The organism is Glutamicibacter sp. JL.03c (assembly GCF_025854375.1).
GTDB lineage: Bacteria > Actinomycetota > Actinomycetes > Actinomycetales > Micrococcaceae > Glutamicibacter.
In genome coordinates this window covers 358964-385670 of record NZ_CP107575.1, presented here as the reverse complement: position 1 = coordinate 385670, position 26707 = coordinate 358964, and the positions used below count along the sequence as shown (strand labels likewise).

The window sequence follows — 26707 nt, the reverse complement described above, 5'->3', positions numbered from 1 at the left end:
ACTGTGGTGCCTGAGCTTAGCCAGCTTATGGCACCGAGATGAACATGAAGAAAAACCTGGCGGACTCGGTTGCCCGGCAATCCACCTAGCTGCTGGCATGCTGGTTCAATGAGCGATGAACGAGTCATCTCCGGCCCGCCTCCCGCCGGCTTCCCGATCCCGGAAGCGGTGCGCTTAGCGGCCGTCACCGAAGCCATCGAGGGCGTGTGGCTCAACGCTCTGGGCGGAGCCACTTACCGAATTGGGCACGGACCGGACAGCCGCTAGGCCAAATGGCCGCCGGGCCCGATAATCCACCCGGAGATCGATCTACGATCCGAGGCCCAACGCCTGTGGTGGGTCGGAAGCTACATCCTCCTCCCCGAGGTGCTGTCCTTCCAGCAGTATCCTGAAGGCCAGCTGCAGCTCACCGCGGCTTTGCCGGGATTCAGCGCTGTGAGCGATCAGGGCAAGAACGACCCGGAGCGTTCAGCCCATACCGTCGGCCAGGGAGAGAGGCAGCTGCAAGATTTGCTGTCGGCAGGCTCAGGCCCGTTCAGCTGGGACCTTTTCTCCCGCATCGCTTCCCTTCCCATCGGCCAGCAATCCGCTTTGCTCGCCGATGCTCCGCCGATTGATGCTGTGGTGTGCCACGGCGATGCTTGCCTGCCCAATACGCAACTGGATGCGAACGGCGGCTTCTTCGCCCATGTCGATCTGGGTAAATTGGGTGTTGCAGACCGGTGGGCTGATCTTGCCATCGCCGCCTGGAGCACCAAGTGGAACTACGGTTCCGGCTACGAGCATCGCATATATGCCGGTTACGGAATAGATCCTGACGAGGAAAAATCATCTTCTATCGGCGCATCGGGGATGCCACCTGCCAGGGGTTTCTAGCGTGCGACGTAACGGTGCTCCGGGCGTCCCCGGGTGCCATAGCCCAGCTGGAGTTCCAATGATTCGTTGGCCACCAGCGCCGCCAGATAACGCTGGGCCGTGGCCCGGGCGACGCCCACGGCTTCTGCCACCTCGGCCACGCTCATCGGTTCCGCAGCTTCCTTGACACAGCTGAGCACTGCCTGCTCGGTAGGAGCGGCACCGACCGCCGGAGCCGCTTCCTCGCCACCTTGCAGCGCCCGGAAGAGCCGATCGACTCCCTGCTGGTTGAACTCCGTCATCCCGGTCAGCTGCCGCCGATACCGCGCCCAGCCCTTGAGCTTTGCGCTAAGCGTCTTGGCGTCAAAAGGCTTGATGATAAAAGCCAGCGCCCCGTGACGGATGGCCTTGGCGATATTCTTCGGCTCGGTGGCCGCCGAGATCATGATGGCATCCACATCCAATTCACGCAGCAGCTCAATGCCGCTGACGTGCGGCAAATACAGGTCCAGGAGCAGCAAGTCGGGCTTGAGCGTGCTCACGAGCTTGGGCACCATGCGGGGATCCTGGACAGGTTCCAAAGCCTGGAACCCCGGAATGGAATTGACCATCTCTGCATGGAGGGCGCCAACACGGAAGTCATCGTCGACGATCATGACCTGGTAGTTTCCGGTAGCGGTCTCGCTCACGGCTTTGCTCCTTCGATCTCGTTGTTCTCGAGTGCAGTTGGTTCAACCAGCACCGCTGGCAGCCGGGCGGCAAAAACTGCGCCATCGCCGCCGGTGCCCGGATCGGCAATCCAGACATCTCCGCTGCGTGCCTGCGCCAGCCGCTTGATCAGCGGCAATCCCACTCCCCGGCCGTGCTCATGGCCCAGATGGGACCCGGTGCTGACATCCCGCGCGAAAATGTCTTCGCTGGTGGTGATCCCTGGGCCGGAATCCGCCACCGCCAGGTGCAGGGTGGTCGCTTCGGAGAGCAAGTCTATTTCCACCCAGGGTTTGCCCTCGCCCCTCAGTGCGGCGGTAAAGGCGTTGTCCAGGAGATTGCCGAGCACCGCGGTGGCGTCCTGGGCATCGTGGGCCGAGGCGATCTGCCCGAAGAGCATCGACTGGCTCGATACCCGCAATTCGATGCCCTGCTCATGGGCACGGACCGCCTTGGCCGAGATGAACGCTGAAAGGTAGGCGTCCTGGATCGCTTCCAGCCCGGGCACCTGCGCAATCTTCGGCCCGGTTTCCATGACCTCGCGCAAATAGGCTTCGGCCTGCTCGATCTTGCCCAGGTCTATCAGGCCAAGGACCGCGTGCATGCGGTTGGCGAACTCGTGGCGCTGGGCACGCAGGGCATCTGCCATATCCTGGACGGCATCCAGCTTGGTGCCCAGCGCCTCGATGGTGGTGACGTCGTGGAGCAGGACCACCTGCCCCAGATCAAGCCCGTCGCGGTTCACTTCATTCACTCGCGCAATCAGCGAATTCCCGTTCGCTTCCAAGCGCACCGGGGCCGGATCGTGTTCCTTGATGGCCTTGACCAGTCGCTGGTCGAGTCCCGCGGATTCAAAATGCCGGCCAACGACGTCCTGCAGCTCGGTGCGGTGCGGCAGGCCCAGCAGTTGCCGGGCAGCCTTGTTCCGCACGGTGATCCGCCGGTCCGCGCCAATGCCCATCACCCCTTCGGTGACGCCATAGAGCACGGCTTGCTGGTCGCGCACCAGCTGCGCGATTTCGGTGGGCTCAAGTCCGAGGGTCTGGCGCTTGAGCCGGCGCACGGTCACGCGCCCGGCCACCGTGGCCAGCCCGGCAGCCAAGAGCGCGAAGAGCACGATCCAGCTGAACGATTGCAGCAGCGCCCCGGTCAGCGATTGGGTGGTCACGCCCACCGACACTTCGCCGATGATCTGCCCGGATGCGCCACGGATCGGGACCTTCGCGCGGACCGATTCGCCCAGGGTGCCATGTTCCCGGGAGACAGCCTCGATGCCATCCAGGGCTACCGGATCAGTGGACACCATCTGGCCGATTTCGGCGGGGTTCGGGTGGCTCAGCCGCAGCCCCCGGTCTTCGGTGATCACCACGAAGTACGCCTGTTCTTGTTCCAGAATGGCGTTGGCCAGCTGCTGGAGCTTTCCGTTGGAGATCTCTTCTTCATCGAGGTCTTCGATGGCCGCGTAGCGCGTGACTTCCTCGATGACTTCCGGGAGCACGGCGACGGATCGGGCGATGGTCAGCGAGGTGTCTTCGGCCCGGGAATAGACGCGGTCGTAGCTGGCATAGAGCGTTCCTGCGGTGACCAGCACGATCAAGATGCCGATGACGAGGAACTGCAAGCGCATGATGCGCGATGCGAAATGCCTCGAGCGCGGGCCGGAACGGAACATGCCACCCAGCATAGACGCACTGCCCGGACAACGCGATTTTAATGAGCAAAAAGATGGCAAAGAACTTAAGCGTTCAATAATCAGCACAAGGCGCGCAACGTGAGCCTCGCCACGTACCTTGAATGAGTGCCCTGGAGTACTTGGGTGACACAACGACGTACACTCACCGAAATGGAGGTCGGGGCAATGCTAGTTGCACTCGGATTCCTCATGGTCGCTACCTTTATGGCGCTGATCATGACCAAACGCATGACGCCACTTCTGGCATTGATTCTCGTCCCAACCATCTTCGGGCTGTTCACCGGCGCAGGCTTCGGACTGGGCGACATGATCATGGACGCCATCAAGGACATGTCCGGCACAGCAGCCCTGCTGATGTTCGCCATCATGTACTTCGGCATCATGATCGATGTCGGGCTCTTCGACCGCCTGGTTGCCGGAATCCAGAAACTGGTCGGCAACGACCCGGCGAAGGTCGTGCTGGGAACCTCGCTGCTCACCGCGGTCATCTCCCTGGATGGCGACGGCTCCACCACCTTCATCGTGGTCACCGCAGCCCTGCTGCCGATCTACCAGCGCCTGGGCATGAGCCCAGTGGTGCTGACCTGCGTGGCCGGCTTGACCAACGGCACGCTGAACATCGTTCCCTGGGGCGGTCCGACCGCTCGCGCCGCTGCGGCGCTGCACGTTGATGCCGCGGACGTCTTCGTTCCAATGCTCCCTTCGCTGGGCATCGCACTGGTCGTCATCGGCCTGTTCGCATGGCAGCTGGGTGTTTCCGAACGCCGCCGACTGCAGCGTGAGCGCCCGGAGCTGTGGGGCACCGAAATGGGCGGTGGCAACATCACCTCCCCCACCGGCGGCACCTCTCCAGCTGGCGCTTCGCCAAAGGGCGGCAACCTGGCCGTGCTGGAAGCTGTGGCTCGCAAGGGCGACGGCACCGAGGCCGCCACCATGGATGGCACCGTGCTGGATCCGAACCGCGAAACCCTGCGTCCAAAGACGTTCTACTTCAACCTGGTCCTCACCGTAGCCATCATGGTGCTGCTGGTTCTCGATGTTCTGCCGCTGTCCTACCTCTTCATGGTCGGTACCGCCATTGCCCTGGTCGTGAACTTCCCGAAGGTCTCCGACCAGGTGAAGATGATCGCAGGCCACTCCAGCGAAATCATCGCCGTGGTGTCCATGGTTCTCGGCGCGGCCGTGCTGACCGGCGTGCTCTCGGGCACCGGCATGGTTGATGCGATGAGCCAGTGGCTGGTCGCCATCATCCCTGACTCGCTTGGCCCGTTCATGGCAGTGATCACCGGCTTGATCTCCATCCCGGCCACCTTCCTGATGAGCAATGACGCCTTCTACTTCGGCATCCTCCCAGTGCTCACCGAGGCCGGCGCGCACTTCGGGGTGCCCGCCGTGGACATGGCCCGTGCTTCGATCACCGGCCAGCCGGTGCACATGCAGTCTCCGCTCGTTCCGGCCATCTTGCTGCTGGTCTCGCTCTCCCGTGTGGATCTGGGCGATCACCACAAGAAGGTGCTGTGGCGTGCTCTGGTGGTATCCCTGGTCATGCTGGCCTCGGGCGTACTGCTGGGCGCGATCCACATGGGATAGCCCCAGGACCTGGCCTTTGGCCCTCGCCAGACCTCCGCACTGGCTGCCGCATTGCGGCAGCACGGTGCGGAGTTCTGCGTTAACCAGGGCGGTGCCGGCCGCCAGCCCTCCGGCAGCACCTTCTACGCGCGGACTAGACCTTGGCGGTTCCAAAGCTGTGGGCCAGCTCGGCCTCGATGCGCTCATTGCGGAAGTTGTGGCCTGCGTCCAGCAGCTTGCGAGGTGAAATCCACTGGTCCGCCAGCGCAAGCAAGCGCGCCCCCTCGGATCCGAGCAGGACTTTCGGAGCCGCCGCCGGCACTGGAATAATTGCCGGGCGCTTGAGCGTCTCAGCCAGCACCTTGGTGAATTCAGCATTGTCCACCGCATAGGGGGCCACGGCATTAACCGGCCCCGATAGCTTCGCATCCCACAGGGCGCGATGGTAAATATCGACCAAATCATCAAGCCCGATCCACGAGAACCGCTGGCTCCCGCTGCCCAGCTTTCCGCCCAGGCCAGCGGTGAACAGCGGCCGCAACACAGCGAGCATGCCTCCTCGCGGGCTGAGCACCACCCCCGTTCTGATGCACACGGTGCGCAGGCCCGCACCCCCTGCTCCTGCGGCGCGTTCCCATTGCTGGACCACCTCGGCCAGGAAATCTGCAGGAACCGTGCCCTCGGCCGCGGATTCGTCCAGGGCATCGGGCCCAGTAGACGTCCCGTAAATTCCAATGGCCGAAGCGCTGACAAAAGTGGAAACCCCCGAGTGCGCTGCCAGCTGGGCCAAGGCCCGGGTTGGTTCCACGCGGCTTCGGAGCACCGCTTGGCGATGCTCCGGCGTGAAGCGGCCGAAAATGCTGGCTCCCGCCAGATGGATCACCGCGTCGCACCCTTCAAGCAATCCCTGCGCCGGATGATCCGGGTCCCAGAACCGCTCGTCAGCGGCCGTCGGTGCGTGGCGCACCAACTTGATCACCCGGTGACCGCCGGTGGACAGGAACGCGCACAGCGCCGTACCCACCAGTCCGCTGGAACCAGTCACCGCGATCACTTGCGGCTGCAGGCCCGCGTGCGCGGCGCGCTGATGCGCTGCGAAATCCGCGGCCAACTGACGGTGCCGATAATCGAGCATCGAACGAATCTGCGTTTTGGGCAGGTTCGATTCGACGCGGTCTCGGAGAGTTGTTTCGCCGCTGGCACCGGCCTCGAACAGATGCTCATGCCTCCATCGCACCGCCTTGAACGGCAGGCCACGCAACCCTTCGGGTTCAAGGCGGTCGACAAACTTGCGATCCTGGGCAAATTCGGACCCCTGGTGCCGGGCCCTCCAGCGCAAAGCGCCCGGGAATCCCAGCACAGCAGTTCCGTCCCGAAGCGAAGCTGCCTGCTCAATCACCGTCACCGGCAGCCACGGCGGAAGCAGCCGGTGGATGGCTCCCGGCCGGGAGAACCATTGGAAGACTGACGGGGAACTGGCCTGCAGTACACTGGAGCGTTCAATCATCATGGGCTCATGATAGATCGTGAACCTTTTTCCATTCCGGCAGCGCTTTTCCTACTGGGGAAACTCACAGCGTCATTGATGCATCGGCGTCATCACATGTCGCTTCCGATTCCGCTCCGGCCCCTGGAACGTGCATAAGCTTGCGGCGCCAGGCTCCGGATCGATGTGAGTTGGCGTACCAAAGTAGCCTGCGGAGCTGATGAATTGAATAATGAAGAGTATGCCCGATACCGCCACCGTTCTGGACGCCTCCCAGTGGATGCCGCTGGCCACAGACCATGAGGCCCGGGCGCGTGCCTTCGGGGATCCCTTCGTCGAACGGCGCATGCAGGGGCGCAGGCATCCGATTGAGGATTTCCTCTTCACCTATTACACGCAGAAACCGGGACAGCTGTATCGCTGGCACCCCGGGGCTGATATCGTGCTCACCGGAGAGGCCGCCCAGGAGCGGACCGGCTGGAAGTTCTACCGGCAAGTAGAAACCGTGCAGGGCCCGGGATACGAACTCGATGTCCAGGCCTTCGCCCAGGCCCGGGCACGCGCCATCGAGTTTGCGCGCATCATCCTTTCCAGAACGGCGCAGCGTCAGGGAAATTTCGCCTGCTTCGGACTGCACGAATGGGCCATGGCCTACAAATCCGAAGTCAACGGCATCCGCCATGAATATCTTCCCCTGCGGCTGGGGGCTGGAGGCACCGACGCCGTGGTGGAGTCGGAGAGAATCCGTTGCACCCACTTTGACGCCTTCCGCTTCTACACGCCGCAGGCCGTGGACCTCAATGAGCTGCACCCGACCCGCGAAACGCAACCGGATATGGAACAGCCTGCGTGCCTGCATGCCAACATGGACCTCTACAAATGGGCGTACAAGCTCTCACCCGCTGTTCCCAGCGACTTGGTGATGGAATGCTTCGAACTCGCTTGGGATATCCGAACGATGGACATGCGGGCCTCGCCCTATGATCTCGGCGACTGGGGACATCAGCCAATTCGCATTGAAACCCCTGCTGGCAAGGCTGAATATGTCCGCTTGCAGAAGGAATTTGCCACGCGCGCCGATGAACTTCGGCTTCGCCTGCTGGCTGTTGCCAACGACCTGCCGTGCGCTGAATAGCCCTAGCCGTCGGCCGTGAAGCGGTGCACAATGGCCACATGGGCATCTATCACAGTACGCGTCGCGGGTTAGTGTGCGGTGCTGTCGTATCGCTGGCCGCAGCGCTGTCGTCCTGTGCGTCGCCGCCTGCCGGGACCGCTCAGACATCACTGACGATCACCATCAAGGCTGATGGCAGCAAGGTTTCCGCGCAGCATACCTTGGAATGCTCCGGAGACCAGGCTCTGGAGGCGAGCACCTTGCCCTCCGCCGACCAAGCTTGCGCAGCATTGAACCAGCAACCGGCAATAGTGACACCGTCGCTGGATCCCGCCGCGGCATGCACCGAGATCTACGGTGGGCCGCAACGTGCCGAGGTGTCGGGGCTGCTCGCGGGAGAGCCAATTCAAAGCGAGTTCTCGCGTTCCAACGGTTGCCTGATCAGCCAGTGGGAGCAGGCAGAATTGCTGCTGGACTCCGGCCTCTAAAGCAGCCAATGATCAATTTAGTTGGGTAAATCAACTACTATTAGAAGACTATGGATTTTTTCCTGCTGGTCATCGGATTATTGTTCGCCACTATTCTGATCGTTGGCATCGGTGAACGCATTAAGTTGCCCTATCCCATCCTGATGCTCATTTTCGCGACGCTGGCGGGCTTCCTCCCGTTCATGCCCGAAATGCATATCGAGCCAGAATTGATCCTGCCGATCTTCCTGCCGCCGTTGCTCTTTGCCACCGCGCAGCGAAGCAGCTGGTCGGTCTTCCGATTCAGATGGAAGGCGCTGATCCGGCTTGCGGTAGTTCTCATCGTGGTGACCGCCGGCACGGTTGCCGCCACCGCGCTGGCCTTCTCGCCCATCGTTTCCATCCCCTTGGCACTGGCCCTTGGAGCCATCGTCGCGCCGCCTGACCCGGTGGCTGTTGATGCCATCGCCACCAAGGTGAACATGCCACGCCGCTTGACATCGCTGCTGGAAACCGAAGGCCTGTTCAACGACGCCATGGCCATCGTGATCTTCCAGCTGGCGGTCCAGGCGACCGTCAATAATTCCGAAGTCGGACTGGAGATCATCCCGCAGTTCCTGATCGGTGCCGCTGGCGCCGTGGTCCTGGGTTTGGCCATGGGTTGGGTTATCGGTGCCCTGAACCGCTTTGTTCCCAACCTCGCCGCCCGTTGCGCCGCCACGCTGGTGGCCCCCTACGCGGTCTACATGATCGCCGAGGAAGCCCATGTCTCCGGGGTGATTGCTGTCGTGGTCACCGCCCTGGAAATGGTGCGCCGGGATCGCCCCCAGGACTCCGCGGAGCGCCTGACCCGCCAGGCCTTCTGGGAGGTCCTGGAACTGCTGGCGACCGGGCTGGCTTTTGGCCTGATGGGGATCGAAATGAATCAGGTGATCCAGGAGGAAGGAAGCAACCTGATTGGCTACATCCCTGGCATCGCGGCGATCTGCTTCGTGGTCATCGCGGTACGTGCCCTGTGGATGCTGGGAACCTACTACCTGCCGAATCGCCGCAAGGCGAAGATTCCGGCCCGCAAGGACGCACTCGTGCTGACCTGGTGCGGCATGCGCGGATTGGCGACCTTGGCACTGGCCCTGGCGCTGCCGCATGCCACCGCCGACGGGACGGTGATCGAGGAACGCAATTTCGTGGTGGTGGCCGCCTGCTCGGTGCTGCTGTGCACCTTGGTGGTGCCGGGCCTGACCCTGCCGTCCTTGATGCGCGTGCTGAAACTGCGCAACAACGAGCAGGACACCAAGCGCGCTCGTCGCGCGCTGGCCCGCCGCGCCGAAGCGGTGGCCATGAACGCGTTGCGCAAGAATGTGGAGCTGCAGGAACTTCCGGAGAATTACCAGCAGGCAGTGCGCCGGCGCATGAATTCCCTGCATTCGATCCTGGCCAAGGATCCGGATCCGCACGATGCGATTTCCGATGAAAAATACACCCAGATCCGTGCGGTTATCGCCAAGGCCGATTCCATCCAGGCTATCGCCCTGGAAGCGGCCCGCGACGAGCTGCTCAAGGCTCGACGTGAACCGAATGTCGACCCGCATCTGGTCGATGAGATCGTTGTCCGGCTGGACCGGCGCACCGCGACCCTCGACCGCTAGGCGACGTTGCGCTCCAGTTTCACGATGACCTCGTAGTGGTCGGTCTGCGGGAACATATCCATGACACGGGCCAGCTGCGGGGTGTAGTTCCCGAGGCGTTCAAGATCGCGGGCCAGGGATGTGGCGTTGCAGCTGGAGTAGATGACGTGCTGGATATCCGAATCATTCAGCCACTTCGATAGCTCGGCGGAGATTCCGCGCCGCGGTGGATTCACGATCACCGCATCCGGAGCCCAGCCTGCGTTCAATGCGAATTCGGTGGCGTCCTGGGCAACAAAGTGCGCGTCTGCCAGGCCCAGCGAATCGGCGCTGGTCTTCGCGGCAGCCACGGCTTCGGTGCTCGTTTCGATCCCGTATACAGTGCGGTCTTCTCCGGCGCAGTGCAAGGCAAAGCCGCCCACTCCGCTGTAGAGATCCCAGACGCTCTCCGGATTCACATCGTCAATCCATTGGCGCGCCTGGCGGTAGAGCGCGGCGGCGATCTCCGTATTGGTCTGGAAGAACCCCTGAGGGCGCAGGTGCATCGGCACGCCGTTGAGCCCGAATTCCAAGGTGCTGCGGCGAGTCAGGATGATCTCTTCCTCGCCCTCCAGCACCGCCTTGTGCTCAGGCAGGAAATTCACCGAGACCACGCTGTGGCGGGGCAGCTGCTCAAGGAATTGCGGCAGCGAGTCGCGCAGCGCGACAAAATGCTTTTTGGTGCGCAGCACCCAGCGCACCATCACCGCTCCGGTATCGGACAGGGTGAGGATCACATGCTTGAGTTCGCCCTTGCGCTTCGGCACGTTGTAGGGAATGAGCTTCAGCTCTTTGATGAAGTGTTCGATCACCGGGAACAGCGAGCGCAGCGCGGGAGCGATGACGCCGCAATTGCGCAGATCCACCCCGTGCCCGTCGGCGTCAAGGATGCCGATGGTTGGCTCCCCGGTGGTCCCGGAGATCACCATCTTGGCTTTATTGCGGAAGCCCTGTTCGTTGCTGGCTTGCGCCGGAAGGAATTTCAGCGAGCCAAAGCCGGAGAGCTGGTGCTGGCAATCCTCAACTTTTGCTTGCAGCTGTCGGGCATAGGGAACCGTCATTTGCGTGCACGAACGGCAGCGGGAGGCAGAAAAGTAGAGGCATTCCATGGTGTCTACGATTTTAGCGAAGTTCTCTGGACCCGAACGCCAAGAACTTTTGGCGCTGATTGACCGCAAATTTTCAGCTTGAACAGATAAGCTCACATGTGAAATCAAAAGTTCCAAGCAATATCCCTTGTCAGCTTTTATTGCCATGGGGATCGGGTGTTGAAACCGCGAAAGGACAGATGGCACTTCGAACCGGGCTCACCACGCACCGTCGTGGCATCGCGTTAATTGCGCTTCCGTTGGCCGCCGTCATCGGCGCCTGCACTGGTTGCGCGGCTTCCTCACCCCAAGCCCTTGAAGCTCCGAGCAGCAGCCCTGCGGCAAGCCCTACGCCCAAGGCTTCCGCTACTGCCGCTCAAAAAGCGCCTGCAACCCAAGCATCAACTCTTCCAACGCCTACGGTCCAGTCTTCGGCCCCCGTTGCCTCTTCCCCGGTCCAGAGCAGCACCGCGGCGACGAGCGACAGCCCCAGCAGCCCTCCGAGTGCTACGACGTCAGCGTCCACGCTCTCCCCGCTAGCCTCCGGGGCCGCCTCCGGCGCATCGCTGAAGGCCGTGGCTCCGGCTGCCCCGGCGCTGCCGGCGGCATCCCGCAAGCTCTTTGCCGCGATCGAATCAGGCAATCTCAAGGACGTCAAGAAGTCCCTGAAGTCCGACGCTGATCTCAGCGTCCAGGATGATGCCGGACGAACCCCGCTGATGCGCGCGGTGATCCTCAAGAATGAACAGATCGCCAAGGCGTTGCTGGATGCCGGAGCTGACCCCAACGCCAAAGATGAATACCAGGAGTCCCCGTTCCTGCGGGCCAGCGCCAACGGATTGACCGGGGCCTTGAATGCCTTTATCAAGAATGGTGCCAACGTCCACGAACTGAACCGCATGGGCGGCAGCGCGCTGACGGTAGCCAGCGAGAACGGGCAGGTTGCTGCCGTGCGCATCTTGTTGCGCACCGATATCAAAATCGACCACGTCAATGACCTGGGCTGGACCGCCCTGCATGAAACGATCGTCCTGGGCCAGGGCACCAACAGCTCGGTGAACATCGCGCAGATGCTCATCACCAACGGCGCGGACCCGCGGCTCAAGGACCGCACCGGCGCCGATGCCTTCAAGATGGCCCGCGACCGCCAGCAGACGCAAATGCTCAATATGCTGGTTCAAGCCGCGAACAACCGCTAAGGCCTAGAGGGCGTCCAGGTAGTACCAGGCCCCGTTTTCCCGCACGAAGGTGCTGACCTCGTGCTGCTGCGCTTCACCCGGCCCTTCGAGGTAATGCGCCGCGAACTCCACCACCCCGCGATTCGCTTCCGCGCCACCGCTGCGCGTCGTGATGATTTCCAGCCCCATCCAGCGCATCTGCGGGTCCAGTTCCAGCTCTTTGGGCCTGGTGCTTTCATGCCAGGTAGCCAGCAGGTAGGGTGCCAAGCCCAGCACAAAGGCGCTGTAGCGCGAACGCATCAGCTGCTCTGCGGTTTCCGGCAGCGCCGAGCGGTCTGCGCGCCCGTCATGAAAGGGCTGGCAGCACTGCTGGTAGGCCAGCTTCACGGAGTCCAGTTCCCGGCAGTAACACGGTGTTTGACCAGAGTTTTTCACGCTTTCAGGATACGCGTTGCGGATCATTCAAGTGCCCGTGAGCCAAAGATCACATGACTTATAACCAGCGATATCTGGTGCTATGGCACACAGGCACGTCTGGCCTATCACATTCACGGGTAGACTGTTAGGGCAAGCTCGCGGAGCGCCAAATCCCCCTGGTGTGAGACGGCATCTCCGTGTGGCATTTAACTTAACCTCGCCAACAGGAGATATGCCGGATGCCCCGCATCGTTGTAGATGTCATGCTCAAGCCAGAAATCCTTGACCCTCAGGGCAAGGCCATCGCGGGAGCACTTCCCCGCCTAGGCTTCACCTCCTTCGAAGCTGTCCGCCAGGGCAAGCGCTTTGAACTTTCCGTGGACGGCGAGGTGACCGAAGAAATCCTCGCCCAGGCTCGCGAGGCGGCAGAAACCCTGCTTTCCAACCCGGTGATCGAAGATGTCGTCAACGTCGAGGTAGTCGAAGACTAATGAGCACCGAACTCCCCCTGATTGGCGATTACTCAACGCCAACAAATGAATTGTCAGGAGCGCGCATCGGCGTGGTGACCTTCCCGGGCACCCTCGATGACCGTGATGCCGCCCGTGCCGTGCGCGCCGCCGGCGCCGAGGCCGTGTCCCTGTGGCACGCCGACACCGACCTGCAGGATGTTGACGCCGTGGTGATCCCCGGCGGCTTCTCCTACGGCGACTACCTGCGTGCCGGAGCGATCTCCCGCTTCGCGCCGATGATGTCGAAGATCGCCGACGCCGCGAACTCCGAGGCCAAGCTGCCGGTGCTGGGAATTTGCAATGGCTTCCAGATCCTCACCGAGTCGCACCTGCTGCCCGGTTCGATGATCAAGAACGACCACCTGAAGTTCATCTGCCGCGATCAGCTGCTGCGCGTGGAGAACAACCAGACCGCATGGACCAATGGGTTCGAGGCTGGCCAGGAAATCACCATCGTGCTCAAGAACCAGGACGGCCAGTACGTGGCCGATGAAAAGACCCTGGATGAGCTCGAAGCCGAGAACCGCATTGCGTTCTCCTACGTGGGCTGGAACCCGAATGGTTCGCGCCGTTCGATCGCTGGCGTGAGCAACAAGGCTGGCAACGTGGTGGGCCTCATGCCTCACCCGGAGCATGCCATCGAGGTCGGCTTCGGCCCCGATGCCCGCGGCACCGACGGCCTGAGTTTCTTCACCAGTGTTCTGACCCACCTTGTCGGAGGAAAAAAGTGAGCCAGGAAGCCACCAAAGAATTCAACATCGACACCGTCGACAACGCCGCCGGCACCCCGGATGTAGAGCTGCCTTGGGCAGAGCTGGGCCTGAAGGACAACGAGTTCGCCGAGATCGTGAAGATCCTTGGCCGTCGTCCGACCGCTGCCGAATTGGCCATGTACTCGGTGATGTGGTCCGAGCACTGCTCGTACAAGTCCACCAAGAACCACCTGCGCCAGTTCGGCGCGAAGGTCACCGATGAGATGAAGAAGGACCTGATGGTCGGCATGGGCGAAAACGCCGGTGTCACCGACCTGGGCGACGGCTGGGCCGTGACCTTCAAGATCGAGTCGCACAACTCGCCTTCCTACGTTGAGCCATACCAGGGTGCCGCTACCGGCATCGGCGGCATCGTGCGTGACATCATCTCCATGGGCGCCCGCCCGATCGCCGTGATGGATCCGCTGCGCTTTGGCGCAATCGACCACGAGGACTCGCAGCGCGTTGTGCACGGCGTGGTCTCGGGCATCGGCGGCTACGGCAACTCGCTGGGCCTGCCGAACATCGGCGGCGAAACCGTCTTCGACCCGATCTACCAGGGCAACCCGCTGGTTAACGCTCTTGCTGTCGGCGCGCTGCGCCACGAGGACCTGCGCCTGGCTAACGCCTCGGGCGTGGGCAACAAGGTCGTGCTCTTCGGCGCGCGCACCGGTGGCGATGGCATCGGCGGCGCCTCGGTGCTCGCTTCGGAGTCCTTCGACGACACCAAGCCTTCCAAGCGCCCTGCCGTGCAGGTCGGCGACCCGTTTGCCGAGAAGGTGCTCATCGAGTGCTGCCTGGAACTGTTCAAGGCCTCGCTGGTCGAGGGCATCCAGGACCTGGGCGCCGCAGGCATCTCCTGCGCCACCTCGGAACTGGCGTCCAACGGCGAAGGCGGCATGCAGGTCGAGCTGACCAACGTGCTGCTGCGCGACTCCACCTTGACCCCGGGCGAAATCCTGATGTCGGAGTCCCAGGAACGCATGATGGCCGTAGTCACCCCGGAGAACATCGAGGCGTTCGAGGCTGTCATGGCCAAGTGGAACGTGGAGTACTCCTGGCTGGGCGAGGTCACCGACACCGACCGTTTGATCATCACCTGGGATGGCGAAGTCATCGTGGACGTTGACCCGAAGACCGTCGCCCACGACGGCCCGGTCTACGACCGCCCGTACGCCCGCCCCGAATGGCAGGATGCCCTGCAGGCTGACACCTTCAAGTCCTCGGAAGCCGGCAAGAACCTGCCAGCGACCGGCGATGAGCTGAAGGCCGCCGTGCTGGAACTGATCGCCAGCCCGAATATGTGCGACAAGTCCTGGATCACCAACCAGTACGACCGCTACGTCGGCGGCAACACCGCACTGGCTGCCCCGGATGATTCCGGCGTGGTGCGCATCGATGAGTCCACCGGTTTGGGTGTTGCCATCGCTACCGATGCCAACGGCCGCTACACCTTCCTGGATCCGTACGCCGGCGCCCAGCTGGCGCTGGCCGAGTCCTACCGCAACGTCGCCACCTCCGGTGCGATCCCTGCGGCTGTCTCGGACTGCCTGAACTACGGTTCCCCGGAGAACCCTGATGTCATGTGGCAGCTGGCCGAGGGCATCCGCGGTTTGTCCGACGCCTGCATGGAGCTGGGCGTTCCGGTCACCGGCGGAAACGTCTCGCTGTACAACCAGACCGGCGACAAGCCGATCCACCCGACCCCAGTGGTTGCCACCTTGGGCAAGTTCGATGACGTCGCTCGCCGCACCCCTTCGGGCTGGCGCGAAGAGGCCGACGGCCAGGCGATCTACCTGATCGGCACCACCAAGGACGAGCTGGACGGCTCGGAGTTCGCCAACCTGCGCGGCCACCTCGGCGGTGTACCGCCGGTTGTCGATCTCGCAGCGGAGAAGGAACTGGGCGCGATCCTGATCAACGCCAGCCGCGATGGCATGATCGATGCAGCTCACGACCTGTCCGAAGGCGGCCTGGCGGCCGCCCTGTCCGAGATGGTCCTGCGCTTCGGCGTGGGCGCTCGCGTGGCGCTGGATGAGATCAGGGACCGTGACGGCATCGATTCCTTCACCGCCTTGTTCTCCGAGACCCAGGCTCGTGCCGTGGTTGCTGTTCCGCGCAGCGAAGAGGTTCGCTTCAACGACATGACCGGCGCCCGCGGCGTGACCGTGGCCCGTTTGGGCATCGTTGATGCGCAGTCCGGCTCCTTGGAAGTCCAGGGCGAATTCACCGTCTCGGTGGATGAACTTCGCGAGGCTAACGAAGGCACCATGAAGAAGTACTTCGGCTAGGCCTTGGCCCACGCCTGAATGGCGGTTCTCCTCATTGAGGAGAACCGCCGTTTTTTGTTCCAGCAGGGCTATTTGGCGCTGAGCACTTCCTCAAGCTTTTCGCCGTTGACCAGGATCTGGGCCTGGTCGGTACCAGCGGCGGTCATTGCGGTGTATTCGAGTTGCCCGATCATGCGAGGATCGTCGCAGATGCCACCGGAGCTCAGGGTTCCGCTCAACTCAACGCTCACCGAATCGCCTTTCACCGTTGATGAAACATAGTCGAGGTCGGAACTGGCCAAGGCATTGCGTAGTCCGGAACCTCCTAGTTCCTGTTCATCATCGTCAAGGAGGGCGATCATCGAGGCTTCGATCTGGTTGGTGAATTCCGCGGGCCCGGCTTCAGTTGCGACCAGCGAATCGCCGCAGCCGATCTTCGGGCCGGATTTCCCCTCATCGCCTACGGCAACGTAGAACAGGGTCAAAGCACCTGTCATCGGGTCCGCTGAGCTTCCAGTTGCCGCAGAACTCGCTGGCATGCTTGCTGCGGCAGAACCTGTCGCCGGTTGCGTGCTTTGCGCAGGAGCCGAATATTCGCCTGCCGTTGGAGAGGCCGGGCTTTCTGACGCTTCGCCGCCAGGGCTTGAACTGCAGCCGGCGATTGACAGCAGCACCCCAAGAACAAGCGCCATCTGCACCGCAGAGGATTGCTGAGCGCGCATAATGCCCTCCTTATGATTCCCGTACACCGGGTTTTTCTACCGTAGGCCTGCTTGGCAAGCCCAATCCAGCAAAAATCCGTTGCAGTTCAACATCTTTTGCGATATCAGCGGCGACCGCCGAGGTACGCCACCCAGAATTAATTGACACGTCAATAACATCCGATATAATTGATGTATCAACTTATTTTTGAAAAGGGAGCGGCCATGGAAGCCATCGAGAATATCGAATTCGGCATCGACACTTTCGGAGATGTGCCCAGTGCTGAATCCGGCCAGCTGCTGACCCAGGCGCAGGCCATCCGTGCCACGGTGCAGGAGGCCATCGTTGCCGATCAGGCAGGCGTGGATGTTATTGCCGTCGGTGAGCACCATCGCCCGGAATACGCTATTTCCAGCCCGGAGACGGTGCTGGCCGGCATCGCCACCGCAACCGAAAATATTCGCCTTGGCTCCGGCGTGACCGTTCTGTCATCCGATGATCCGGTACGCGTATTCCAGCGCTTCGCTACGGTGGATGCACTATCCAACGGACGCGCCGAAGTCATGCTGGGGCGCGGCTCCTTCACCGAATCCTTTCCGCTGTTCGGCTACGACATGGCCGACTACGAAGTCCTCTTTGAGGAGAAAATCGACCTGTTCCACAAGCTGCTCGATGAGAAGCCGGTAACCTGGCAAGGCACCAAGCGTGCACCGCTCACGGATATGGACGTCTTCCCCAAGACCGAATCCGGGCGACTGCGCACCTGGGTCGGCGTAGGCGGTTCCCCGCAATCAGTGATCCGCGCAGCGCATTACGGTTTCCGCATGATGCTGGCCGTCATCGGCGGATCCCCGGAACGTTTTGCACCCTACGTGGACCTCTACCGCCGGGCCAATAAACAGTTCGGGCACCAGAGCACACCGGTGGGCTTGCATTCCCCCGGCTTCGTGGCTGACACCGATGAACTGGCCCGTGAATACATGTTTGACGCCTACAAGGCACAGCGCGACAGAATCGGCGCCACGCGCGGCTGGCCTCCGATGAGCCGCTCCGAATTTGAGCACGAAGCCAGCGAAGGCTCGCTCTACATCGGATCCCCCGAAACCGTGGCCCGCAAGATCGCCCACACCGTGAAGACGCTGGATATCGGCCGCTTCGATTTGATCTACTCCGGCGGTGCCGTAGAAGCCGGTGCGCGGCTTCACGCCGTGGAGCTCTACGGCAACAAGGTCATCCCGCTAGTCCGGGAAATGCTCGCCGAGCAACCGGTCCCTGCTGGACGATAAGCACCTGCGAGGAAATGAACATGGCACAACAAAAAATTGGCATCCTTGGCGCCGGGAAGATCGGCACCGCATTGGCACGTCTGGCTCTAAAGGCGGGCCACGAGGTGCTTATCGCCGGATCCAGGGACCCCAGCGCGATCGCCTTGACCATCGAGGTTCTGGCCCCGGGAGCGGTGGCTGTTGATGCGGCGACCGCTGCCAGTGAAGCTGATGTGGTCATCCTGGCCCTGCCGCTGGGCAAGTACCGGACTATCCCTGTCCAGCAGCTGTCGGGCAAGCTGGTGGTCGATGCGATGAATTATTGGTGGGAAACCGATGGCATCCGAGATGATCTGAACGGCCCGGAGGTCTCCACCAGCGAATTGATCCAGGACTTCCTCGCCGGCGCGCGCGTGGTCAAGGCTTTCAACCACATGGGGTACCACGACCTTGAGGATGAAGCCCGGCCGGAAGGCAGCGAACGCAAGGCCATTGCCATTGCCGGAAATGGCGCTGCGGATGTCGATGAGGTGGCCCAGCTGGTAACCGGCTTCGGCTTCGATCCGCTCCGCATCGGGCCCTTGGCTGAAGGCGTTCGCCTGCAGCCGGGCCGGCCGGCGTTTGGGGCCAACCAGCCCAGGGCCCAGCTGTCCGAACTGATCAGCTTGGCCACTTCTTCGGTCTAGCTGGCAATGCACCACGTCCAAGCTGGAGGGCATGGGACAGATTTGGCACGCATCCGTGCATTCCAATGCTCTCGGTGCTTCACGAGGTGGCCGAAGCGGTGAAATCCAGTCTCCTCGCACCGCTCTGGTCGACGTCGAGACTCAGGTCTTTGCTTCGGAGACCGGCACTTCTGGTACAGGCCCCGCAAGGCATTTGCGCAGAATGCTCAACGGCGGCCGCCACGTTGCCTCCCTCACCGCGCCCAGTGACGATGGCTTGAGCCAGGCATCCCACAGAAGCGCGGGTCAATGCTTGAGGGGCACTGCCAGGTCAGGAAGCGCCCTTTAAAGACCGAAGCAGCCCGCCTCCGAAAGGAGAACGGACTGCCATCAACCAGCAAACACGACCCTAGATCTTCTTGACGATGGAGGACTTCAGTTCCATCTGGCCAAAGCCATCAACCTTGGCTGCGATGTCATGATCTCCAGAGCCAGGAGCCAACCGGATATTGCGCACCTTGGTGCCGGCCTTCAACGCGCTCTGGGCGCCTTTGACCTTCATGGTCTTGGTAATGCTGACGGTATCGCCGTCCTGCAGGATGTTGCCCACTGCGTCCTTGATGACGGTTTCAGTTGGCTCGGATTCCTCGGTTTCCGCGTTCCATTCGTGAGCGCATTCTGAGCAGACCAGCAATGCGTCAAGTTCGTAGGTGTACTCGCCGGAGCACTTAGGGCACGGTGGCAAAGAATCAGACATGCGGCTAATTTTAGTTACTTCAAACTGCTATTGTCGAATGAATCGAATATCGAATAATCCTTGTCAGAGATGGCAATTCTCGGCGCTCCGGCCAGCTCCCTCGAACCGAATACACAGCTTTAAAACCACTTGTTTTGCCCACCGTCTTTGACTCATACTCAGGCATACGAGCTGATTCTCGCGACAGTGAAGCTAAGGGGCACATCATGTCTAAGCACCACAAGCACCGCGGCTACGGAGCGCAGTTTTCCATCTCACCCAAAGAGGGTCTGACCTTGGAAGTTCTATCCATGGCAGAGAAAGCCGGGGCTAAAGCCGGATACGCGGTGGCCAAAGAAGAGCTATACCGCAGCATCTCCTCCAACCAGTTCCTCAATGAGCAGGAAACCGATGAACTGCTTGCCGCAGCGCAGCGCGCCGGATCGGCAGCCGCATTGGCCGCGGCACGCAAGGTTCTGGACAAGGCACTTCGCACGTCCTTCAGCCATCACCATCGGCCCGCAGATTCCGGCACCGAAGGAACCACACCCCCGGAACCACTGGCGAACACTTACGAAGAACCCCTGACCAGATACTCGCCACCTCTGGGATTGCTGGATACGCCCCAGACCAGAGCGGACCAGCATGTTTTGACAATCACTCGTGTGGAACGGCTCAACAATCAGATGGTGCGGCTCATTGCCAGCGCGCCAGGCCTCGCTGGGTACCGTTCCAATTCCGCACTTGACGAGTATGTCAAAGTGTTCGTCGCCGACCCCGCGCTGGGCCTCGTTCCCCCCTACGACGTGCGATCCCTGCGACATCGCTTGCCGCGCGAACAAGTGCCTCGATCCAAGTCCTACACCATCCGTTGGGTCGACCCGGTGCTCAATGAATTGGCGATAGATTTCGTGGTGCACGGCGAGCCAGGAACCGTTGGCCACTGGGCCGGATTGGCTCAACCCGGCGACCCACTGGTCATCTCCCCTGCTCGCAGCAAAGCCTCTCTAACGCTGAACGCCAGCTACTATGTACTTGCCGCGGACGAGGCCGGCTTGCCTGCAATCGCCAAAGCCCTAGAAGCACTTCCGGCCAACGCCGAAGGGACCGCGCTCTTTGAAGTGGCCGATAACGATGCAATGTTTGACGTGAAACATCCAGAAGGCGTTGTTTTACGATGGCTTTCACGAGATTCAATGCCCGCGGGCAAAAGCAGCGTGCTCCCCTCGTCCTTCCAGTCTCTGGCTCTGCCAGCCGGACAAGTTGGCGTCATTGCCCATGCCGAACGATCCACTATCAAAGCCATTAGCCGGATTACCGAGTATTGGCACCTGAACAAGCACTCCTCGAACATTTCTTCGTACTGGACCCTGCGCGAAGGCAGGTTGCGCCGATAACATCCAAACCCATCAGTGACCGTGATCCATGCTCAGGTCAAAAGGCGATATTCCAGGATGACTATCCTCCACTACTCCTTGCAGGGTCCTCGATGGCTGGATCCAGGTTCTTCAGCTCTGCGGCTCGTCTATTCCCAGGTGTGCTGCTGTAATCCAAGGGATTATTGCTCCTGCTCAATTCGGCGAGCGCCATTCAATAGATCATCTGGCTTCTTTCGGCTGGCCTGTTGCTTATGGGGCTCCTTCGATTCCTTGAGATGCAGGACAACGCATCACGCCGCGTGCCGGTCTTTGTCGCCGGTTTCTTGCTGATTCTCAGTGCCGTTGCCTTAACCTTGGCCAAATCAGCAAGCTTGCCGGTTCTGGCGCTACTTCTTTCCCCAGCACCATTTTTTTCAGGGTCGCTGCGAAAGCTCTCGGCCACGGGCTGAGCGAATTGCTTGAGCAGAATTCCGCGCCAGCGCCCAAGTGGCTCCCTATATTCCTTTCGCAAAGCGCCAGCGATTCGCTCGTTGCGCTTTCAATGCAACGTAATTTGCCCAGGCGTCATACCCGCACGGTGCACAGATTGGTTATGCGGAATACCCAGGCCTGGACCAAATGCCGTCAGTGGGCGAAGGATAGGAATTAAGCCAGGATCTTGTCAGAATCAATCAGTCGCCCTTGGAAGGAGAGGCCGCCTATCGAACGACGGCGTCTTAGTGTGGAAAATGATCTTCAGCACGCAACCAGCACCCACCCCAGCAGAATATAGACTGATCAATGAAGGATTTCATAGTCTCTGAAGACCGAAGGTCCACAAGATCATCCAATACCGTGGTGGACTATGGAACTCGTTGTCGGGTTCTTGATCGACACCATGCAACAAGCCAAGGTCAGGGAGTAGCGTCAGTGCATTCAATTTTGCCCAAGGCCGCTGGCCTCATCCTAACCTGCTTTCTCGCGCTTTCTTTGGGCGCTTGTACCTCTGCGCCAAATCCTGAAGCCCGCGAAGCCAGCACCGCCACTGTTGAAGCCGACGGCTGGCCGCGAATGGTCACCGACGAAACAGGGGACCTCATCAAGATTCCGTCCAAGCCCGAACGCATTGTCTCGACCTCGGTATCAGTGACCGGCACTTTGCTATCCCTCGATGCACCGGTAGTTGGCACCGCGGTTGCCCCGCAGAGCCCAGCCACAGACAAGCACGGATTCCTGAGCCAGTGGGCGGACGTCGCTTCAAAGCACTCGGTCGACGCACTCTATGAAATCGGGAGTTTCGATCTTGAAGCCATTCGGGACCGCAAGCCTGATTTGATCCTGGTCTCCGCTTCAGGAGCGGATTCCGAATTGGAGCACTTGGACCAGCTACGGGACATCGCTCCAACACTTCTGGTTGATTACACCGAAGAGCAATGGACCTCGTTGAGTGCAGACCTGGCCAAAGCTACCGGGACCGAGGCCGCATCAACCCGAAATAACGAGATCATCAAGCAACGTTTTGCCAGCCTCAAGGAATCGTTAGCGATCCCATCTGGCACCACCGCGTCGATTCTTTCCTATCATCAGGGAAATATCTCTCCGGTGGCGCAGAGCACCGGTCCTCATGCGCAGCTATTCGAGGCACTCGGTTTCACCGTGGTGGATCCTCCGGAAGAATTTGATACTTCCACTCAGGAACGCGAGGATTTCTCCTTCACCAGTTATGACGGTCTAGCGAAGTCGCTTTCCGGAGATGCAACGTTCCTGCTATCCTCCGACCCGGAAATCTTGCAGCAGTTCTCCTCCGATGAAACCCTGGCGCATATACCTTCCATCCGCCAGGGAAACGTCTTTGCCCTTCAAGAATCATTCCTCATGGATTTCTATTCGGCACAGGAAATCCTGGATTACTTCGACAGTGATTACCCCGGGCTGAAGCCCGAAACTCAAACCCAGGATTAGCTGCACTCAAGTATCGCTGTTTGCGGGACACCCAACCCAAGATTTCCGCGCAGGGTCGCTGACTCGTAGCTGGTACGGAATCTGCCGCGTCGCTGCAGCTCCGGAATGACCAGCTCGACAAAGTCCTCTAACGCACCCGGCAGCGACGGAGGCATCAAGTTGAACCCATCCGCGGCGCCTTCATCGAGCCAGCGCTCTATCTCATCCGCAATCATTTCCGGTGTTCCCACCATCGTGCAGTGCCCGCCGCCAGCGGCCAGCAGGCCAAGCAGTTCACGGACCGTCGGCTGATGCAGCTCTATGAGGCGCAAAATGGTGGTGTACCTACCCGCCGGTCCGGTGAACTCTTCCAGGGGCGGCAGCTTCGGAACGGGCTGGTCCAATGGCCATGAGCTGGTGTCCTGCTGCAAAAATACACCCAGTTGGCGCAGTGCATCCTCGGTGGGCAGCAACTCGTTGAGCGTGCGCTGTTTAGCTTGGGCTTCTTCCAGCGTGCGCCCCACGTAGGTAACCAATCCCGGCATGATCAGGGCTCGGTTCTCCGTTCCTCGCAGGTCCTTGGTGCGGCGCGAAATATCGCGGGCGAATTCGGCTGCCATGCCGCGGTCGGCCGCTACCGAGTAGATCGCTTCGGCATGGGCGGCGGCTAGTTCACGTCCGGCGGGCGAGGATCCTGCTTGGAAGAGGACCGGTTCGCCATATTGGGAGTTGGGCATATTCAACGGACCCCGCACCGCAAAGTGCTCCCCTTCGTGATTGATTTCCTGGAGCAGGGATGCATCGGTGAAGTTCCCCTCCCTGTCAATCCGGACCGCTTGCTGGGGGTAGGAACCCCAGAGCTTGTGCAGAACATCAATGAATTCACCGGCCCTGGCATATCGTTGCGCGTGCGCGGGCAGTTCGCCGAGCGAGTGGTTCTGCGCTTCAGTGTCCCACATGCTGGTCACCACGTTGATGCCGGCACGCCCCTGCGAGAGATGCTGCAAGCTGCCTAGCATGCGAGCAGCATGGAACGGCGAGTAGAAGCTGGCGGAGATGGTGCACACCAGTCCGATGTTCGTGGTGCATTGGCTGATGGCAGATAGCAGTGTCACCGGTTCGAAGAACCAGGTGGGGCCAGCCTGCGCGGCACTGGATGACACCGCTTGCCCATCGGCGAAGAACACCGCATCGAGCAGTCCCTTTTCGGCCAGTTGCGCCAGCTGGATGTAGTACTGCGTTTCCGAAAGCTGCTCGGCGGCCGAGTCCACGGCCCGCCAGGCTGCTTGGTGATGGCCGGCGCCATAAAGGAACAAGTTCAGGTGCACTTGTTTCTTCTGGCTCATCCTTTCACCAGCCCGCCGTCAACGATGAGGTTTTGGCCGGTCACTCCGCGAGAATGCGGCGAGGCGAAGAACAGCACGGCATCAGCCAGTTCTTCAGGCGAAGTGACCCGCCGCAATGGTGTTCCAGCGGCGATCAGGTCGAATACTGCCTCGGGCGTCGCAGCGGAGGCGTCCGTGGTGCGCAAAAGTCCGCCGGAGACCATGTTGACGTTGATCCCTTCGGGGCCGAGATCATCGGCGAAGGTACGGGTCAAGGACAAGAGGGCAGCCTTGGTGGCGGTGTAGTCATGGTACGGCACCACGGGGTGCTGGAACAGATTGGTGCCGATGTTGATGATGCGTCCAAAACAGGCTTCACGCATCCCCGGAAGTACTGCTTGGATAGCTGCAACAGGGGCTAGCACCGATCCGGCAAACTGGGCGCTCAGTTCTGCCGCTGAAATCGCTTCCGCCCTTGAACGCGCGTCGCCGTTGAAAGAGAAATCCACCAAGGCGTTGTTCACCAGCGTCGAGACCGGACGCCCGAAGTGGTTTCTGATCTGGGCCGTCATCGATTGCAGTGCGTCTTGGTCGCGAACGTCGGCGCGGATGGCAACGGCGGTGTCCGGGTAGAGCGCGACGAGCTCTTCAGCAGCCTGTGCCGAAGAGCGGTAATTAATTGCGACTTTCGCGCCCGCTTCGAGGAACGCCCTGCTGATGGATGCGCCAAGTCCTCGCGCCCCGCCGGTGACCAGAATGACCTGATCTTCGAGTGGAAGGGCAACTGTGTGTGCTGACGTTCGGGTATCCGTGCTCATCGTGCTTGAACTCCTTGACGGCGTCTTGGGCGAACGGAACCTGGCCAAGGACGCGAACGGTTCAACCTACAGGGTGCACACATGCGCTGAATCTAGGACATTCCCTTCGCCAGTACTAACTGGATCAGGTTCAACGGGTTTTCTCTCAGCCGCCCTGCGGCACCCCGTGTCACTGCTCCCATTTGTAGCACATCCAAGTCCTAGCCGTAGAACATTACTTCATAGATCCCGCGAGTTTCGGGGGTAGGTTCTTGGACAATCCAAGCTTCCCCGCCCTGTGGAACGACGAACTCCATGCTTATTTCATTTGCCGGAATCGAGCACCGTAGTGACTTCTCGGCAACCACTTGTCCATCCTTTTGCGCAACAAGTCGAACGGCGCCGACCCCCTGGCACGCGAACTGTACCAGATTTTTCTGTCCAGCCGTGGTCTCGACGGTCAAATGATCGCCCAGAGCTTCCCCTTCTTCATTAGCGGAGTAAGTATTTGCTGAACCTGCTCCCGAGCTGAACCCATTCTTTTCAAGAAAATCGGATTCTAGTTCTTCACGTGATCCAGTCAGACCATCATGGTTCATGATCACGGCGCCAAAGCCGATCATCGGCGGGAAGAGATCGGTGATGTCATCAGAACCGTACTCCGCTTCCCCTGATGTTTCTTCCCCAACGCCCCCTGCCCTAGTGTCCGAAGTTGATTCTTTTGGAAGTTTCAATTGAGAAACCGGGGTGGTGCACGAGCACAGCCCAAAAATCAGAACTAGGACCAGCGGCAGTTTCCGCTTCACAGGCACTCCAATATGGCTGAGGATGAACTTTATCATTGACCTTATGTTAGGAACCTGAATTAAACAACGCACGTCAAATCATAGAAACGGTATCGTTATACAAGCTTGAAATGCTGGATGAATCGAATTCACACCGATCTCACACTCAAACACGTGTCAGGTGCAGCTAATCGGTCCACCCCTGCTCATATAGTTTTCTAGGGGCATGGCCCCTTGACCCTCTTCCACTTCCTAGGAGCCGTACCACCGCATGCGCCTGCTGCGTCGCACCCTCTCATTTGCACTCATCGCCTCATCCCTCGTCCTCACGGGATGCTCCACCCTCGATTCCATCGAGCAGCACCGCGTTCCCGACGCGCAGGCTGACACCACCTGGGACAGCGCAACGCAACGCGCAAGCTACTCCGAGTCGCTTGAGCTGCTCGCGAAGATCGATATCAAGGGCCGCGCGCCGAAGACCGGGTATGAACGCGAAAAATTCAGCAAGGGCTGGAAAGACCCAGACCACAATGGCTGCGATGCGCGCAATGACATCCTGGCTCGCGACTTGGAAGACGTGAAATACAAATCCGCTTCCAGGCCCTGCGTGGTACTCAGCGGAACCTTCCACGACCCCTACACGAATACCACCATCAACTTCGTTCGTGGCCAGGGCACCAGCACCGCGGTCCAGATTGACCACGTCGTCGCCCTTTCGGATGCATGGCAAAAGGGAGCGCAGCGCTGGGAAGAAAACGCCCGGTTCAAGTTCGCCAATGACCCGCTGAATCTCATGGCCTCGGACGGTCCGACCAACGCGGCAAAGGGCGACAAAGATGCCGCTTCGTGGCTTCCGCCCAACAAGCGTTTCCGTTGCGAATATGTCTCCCGCCAGACCCAGGTCAAAGCGAAGTACGGGGCTTGGATGACCAAGGGTGAGCACGATGCCATCGAGCGAATCCTGAAAAACTGCGTGAAGCCAGCATAATGTCGCAGCAAAAGATCCTCCTTAAGGCTTATCGTCAAATTGATAGATTTGTGGCACTATGGATATTAGTCAAGCCAATAGCCATTATGTTCACTGACTGCTGGCAAAATTCTCAGCTGCAAAGGCTTAGTGATGAAGACACGGTTGTCGGGAGCTCTCCTGTTGTTTACCAGCGTTTGCCTCTTCGGCTTTGCCCTGAACACAGCTCATCGGGATACCGCCATGGCCTGCTGGGTACTGTCCACGATTTTCTTCATTCCAGCAGCCATGCTCATGCTCGGAGCTATCGTTGGCGCCTCATCGGTCACCGCCGCCAAAACACGCCAGAACCGACAGCGCTAGCCTCCTGACGATATTTCAAAGCAACGC

General features: G+C 60.6%; 26 protein-coding genes and 1 riboswitch. Of the genes, 16 read left to right on the top strand and 10 right to left on the bottom strand.

What is annotated here, in order from left to right; translation table 11 throughout:
• Positions 1-108 precede the first annotated feature (108 nt).
• Positions 109-267, top strand: coding sequence for a hypothetical protein (locus OF385_RS01800; RefSeq protein WP_264276714.1), 159 nt, complete (start codon positions 109-111; stop codon positions 265-267).
• Between the two features lie 99 nt (positions 268-366).
• Positions 367-876: a phosphotransferase gene (locus OF385_RS01795; RefSeq protein ID WP_264276713.1), complete on the top strand. Its 510-nt coding sequence runs from the start codon at positions 367-369 to the stop codon at positions 874-876.
• Here OF385_RS01795 and OF385_RS01790 read toward each other — a convergent pair.
• Together OF385_RS01790 and OF385_RS01785 are read right to left on the bottom strand one after the other, a co-directional pair.
• On the bottom strand, positions 873-1544 hold the full coding sequence (locus tag OF385_RS01790) for a response regulator (protein WP_264276712.1): 672 nt from the start codon (positions 1542-1544) through the stop codon (positions 873-875). The genes OF385_RS01795 and OF385_RS01790 overlap by 4 nt on opposite strands.
• Entirely contained in the window at positions 1541-3235 is a 1695-nt protein-coding gene (locus OF385_RS01785; protein WP_264276711.1) for a sensor histidine kinase, read from the bottom strand. The genes OF385_RS01790 and OF385_RS01785 overlap by 4 nt, the downstream gene beginning before the upstream one ends.
• Before the next feature lie 186 nt (positions 3236-3421).
• Between OF385_RS01785 and OF385_RS01780 the strand changes: the two genes are divergently transcribed.
• Complete coding sequence (locus OF385_RS01780; protein ID WP_264276710.1) at positions 3422-4846, top strand: CitMHS family transporter; 1425 nt, start codon at positions 3422-3424, stop codon at positions 4844-4846.
• A gap of 133 nt (positions 4847-4979) precedes the next feature.
• Here the strand turns inward: OF385_RS01780 and OF385_RS01775 are convergent, their stop codons facing one another.
• Positions 4980-6335 carry a TIGR01777 family oxidoreductase gene (locus tag OF385_RS01775; RefSeq protein ID WP_264276709.1) on the bottom strand — a complete coding sequence of 452 codons (1356 nt, stop codon included), beginning with the start codon at positions 6333-6335 and terminating at the stop codon, positions 4980-4982.
• Positions 6336-6552: 217 nt separating this feature from the next.
• Between OF385_RS01775 and OF385_RS01770 the strand changes: the two genes are divergently transcribed.
• The 3 genes from OF385_RS01770 to OF385_RS01760 are packed head-to-tail and all read left to right on the top strand — an operon-like array spanning position 6553 to position 9541.
• Positions 6553-7446 (top strand): 3-methyladenine DNA glycosylase, encoded by an 894-nt coding sequence (locus OF385_RS01770; RefSeq protein WP_264276708.1) that lies wholly within the window; start codon positions 6553-6555, stop codon positions 7444-7446.
• Positions 7447-7484: 38 nt separating this feature from the next.
• Entirely contained in the window at positions 7485-7913 is a 429-nt protein-coding gene (locus OF385_RS01765; RefSeq protein WP_264276707.1) for a hypothetical protein, read from the top strand.
• A gap of 50 nt (positions 7914-7963) precedes the next feature.
• Positions 7964-9541, top strand: a complete 1578-nt coding sequence (locus OF385_RS01760) for a cation:proton antiporter (protein WP_264276706.1) — start codon at positions 7964-7966, stop codon at positions 9539-9541.
• Here OF385_RS01760 and OF385_RS01755 read toward each other — a convergent pair.
• Positions 9538-10668 carry a methyltransferase domain-containing protein gene (locus OF385_RS01755; protein WP_264276705.1) on the bottom strand — a complete coding sequence of 377 codons (1131 nt, stop codon included), beginning with the start codon at positions 10666-10668 and terminating at the stop codon, positions 9538-9540. The two genes, OF385_RS01760 and OF385_RS01755, sit on opposite strands and share 4 nt — an antisense overlap.
• 179 nt (positions 10669-10847) lie before the next feature.
• On the opposite strand from OF385_RS01755, the gene OF385_RS01750 reads away from it, so the two are divergent.
• Positions 10848-11846: an ankyrin repeat domain-containing protein gene (locus OF385_RS01750; protein WP_264276704.1), complete on the top strand. Its 999-nt coding sequence runs from the start codon at positions 10848-10850 to the stop codon at positions 11844-11846.
• A gap of 3 nt (positions 11847-11849) precedes the next feature.
• Here the strand turns inward: OF385_RS01750 and OF385_RS01745 are convergent, their stop codons facing one another.
• Entirely contained in the window at positions 11850-12260 is a 411-nt protein-coding gene (locus OF385_RS01745) for a YchJ family protein (RefSeq protein ID WP_264276703.1), read from the bottom strand.
• 221 nt (positions 12261-12481) lie between these two features.
• Here OF385_RS01745 and purS point away from each other — a divergent pair, with 221 nt between their 5' ends.
• From purS to purL, 3 genes are read left to right on the top strand one after another with little or no spacing between them, the layout of a single operon-like run.
• On the top strand, positions 12482-12733 hold the full coding sequence (gene purS, locus OF385_RS01740) for a phosphoribosylformylglycinamidine synthase subunit PurS (protein ID WP_038991933.1): 252 nt from the start codon (positions 12482-12484) through the stop codon (positions 12731-12733).
• Positions 12733-13485 carry a phosphoribosylformylglycinamidine synthase subunit PurQ gene (gene purQ, locus OF385_RS01735; RefSeq protein ID WP_264276702.1) on the top strand — a complete coding sequence of 251 codons (753 nt, stop codon included), beginning with the start codon at positions 12733-12735 and terminating at the stop codon, positions 13483-13485. The genes purS and purQ overlap by 1 nt, the downstream gene beginning before the upstream one ends.
• A complete protein-coding gene (gene purL / locus OF385_RS01730) occupies positions 13482-15797 on the top strand; it encodes a phosphoribosylformylglycinamidine synthase subunit PurL (RefSeq protein WP_264276701.1) in 2316 nt (771 codons plus the stop codon). Before purQ ends, purL begins: the two co-directional genes overlap by 4 nt.
• A gap of 68 nt (positions 15798-15865) precedes the next feature.
• On the opposite strand, the gene OF385_RS01725 is transcribed toward purL, so the two are convergent.
• A complete protein-coding gene (locus OF385_RS01725; RefSeq protein WP_264276700.1) occupies positions 15866-16498 on the bottom strand; it encodes a GerMN domain-containing protein in 633 nt (210 codons plus the stop codon).
• A gap of 204 nt (positions 16499-16702) precedes the next feature.
• On the opposite strand from OF385_RS01725, the gene OF385_RS01720 reads away from it, so the two are divergent.
• Both OF385_RS01720 and OF385_RS01715 read left to right on the top strand, forming a co-directional pair.
• Positions 16703-17764 carry an LLM class flavin-dependent oxidoreductase gene (locus OF385_RS01720; protein WP_264276699.1) on the top strand — a complete coding sequence of 354 codons (1062 nt, stop codon included), beginning with the start codon at positions 16703-16705 and terminating at the stop codon, positions 17762-17764.
• 20 nt (positions 17765-17784) lie between these two features.
• Positions 17785-18429, top strand: coding sequence for an NADPH-dependent F420 reductase (locus OF385_RS01715; protein ID WP_264276698.1), 645 nt, complete (start codon positions 17785-17787; stop codon positions 18427-18429).
• 388 nt (positions 18430-18817) lie between these two features.
• Here the strand turns inward: OF385_RS01715 and OF385_RS01710 are convergent, their stop codons facing one another.
• Positions 18818-19165, bottom strand: coding sequence for a zinc ribbon domain-containing protein YjdM (locus tag OF385_RS01710; RefSeq protein ID WP_264276697.1), 348 nt, complete (start codon positions 19163-19165; stop codon positions 18818-18820).
• 206 nt (positions 19166-19371) lie between these two features.
• On the opposite strand from OF385_RS01710, the gene OF385_RS01705 reads away from it, so the two are divergent.
• Both OF385_RS01705 and fepB read left to right on the top strand, forming a co-directional pair.
• Positions 19372-20541, top strand: coding sequence for a siderophore-interacting protein (locus tag OF385_RS01705; protein ID WP_264276696.1), 1170 nt, complete (start codon positions 19372-19374; stop codon positions 20539-20541).
• Positions 20542-21432: 891 nt separating this feature from the next.
• Complete coding sequence (gene fepB, locus OF385_RS01700; protein ID WP_264276695.1) at positions 21433-22464, top strand: Fe2+-enterobactin ABC transporter substrate-binding protein; 1032 nt, start codon at positions 21433-21435, stop codon at positions 22462-22464.
• Here the strand turns inward: fepB and OF385_RS01695 are convergent.
• The 3 genes from OF385_RS01695 to OF385_RS01685 all read right to left on the bottom strand — a co-directional run bounded on the left by OF385_RS01695 (position 22461) and on the right by OF385_RS01685 (position 25407).
• On the bottom strand, positions 22461-23789 hold the full coding sequence (locus OF385_RS01695; protein WP_264276694.1) for an LLM class flavin-dependent oxidoreductase: 1329 nt from the start codon (positions 23787-23789) through the stop codon (positions 22461-22463). The two genes, fepB and OF385_RS01695, sit on opposite strands and share 4 nt — an antisense overlap.
• Positions 23786-24586: a 3-oxoacyl-ACP reductase gene (locus tag OF385_RS01690; RefSeq protein ID WP_264276693.1), complete on the bottom strand. Its 801-nt coding sequence runs from the start codon at positions 24584-24586 to the stop codon at positions 23786-23788. Before OF385_RS01690 ends, OF385_RS01695 begins: the two co-directional genes overlap by 4 nt.
• A gap of 83 nt (positions 24587-24669) precedes the next feature.
• Positions 24670-24763: riboswitch (TPP riboswitch) on the bottom strand.
• Positions 24764-24786: 23 nt separating this feature from the next.
• Positions 24787-25407 carry a hypothetical protein gene (locus tag OF385_RS01685; RefSeq protein ID WP_264276692.1) on the bottom strand — a complete coding sequence of 207 codons (621 nt, stop codon included), beginning with the start codon at positions 25405-25407 and terminating at the stop codon, positions 24787-24789.
• Positions 25408-25621: 214 nt separating this feature from the next.
• On the opposite strand from OF385_RS01685, the gene OF385_RS01680 reads away from it, so the two are divergent.
• Together OF385_RS01680 and OF385_RS01675 are read left to right on the top strand one after the other, a co-directional pair.
• Positions 25622-26338, top strand: coding sequence for an HNH endonuclease family protein (locus OF385_RS01680; protein WP_264276691.1), 717 nt, complete (start codon positions 25622-25624; stop codon positions 26336-26338).
• Positions 26339-26470: 132 nt separating this feature from the next.
• Complete coding sequence (locus OF385_RS01675; RefSeq protein WP_264276690.1) at positions 26471-26680, top strand: hypothetical protein; 210 nt, start codon at positions 26471-26473, stop codon at positions 26678-26680.
• Positions 26681-26707 lie beyond the last annotated feature (27 nt).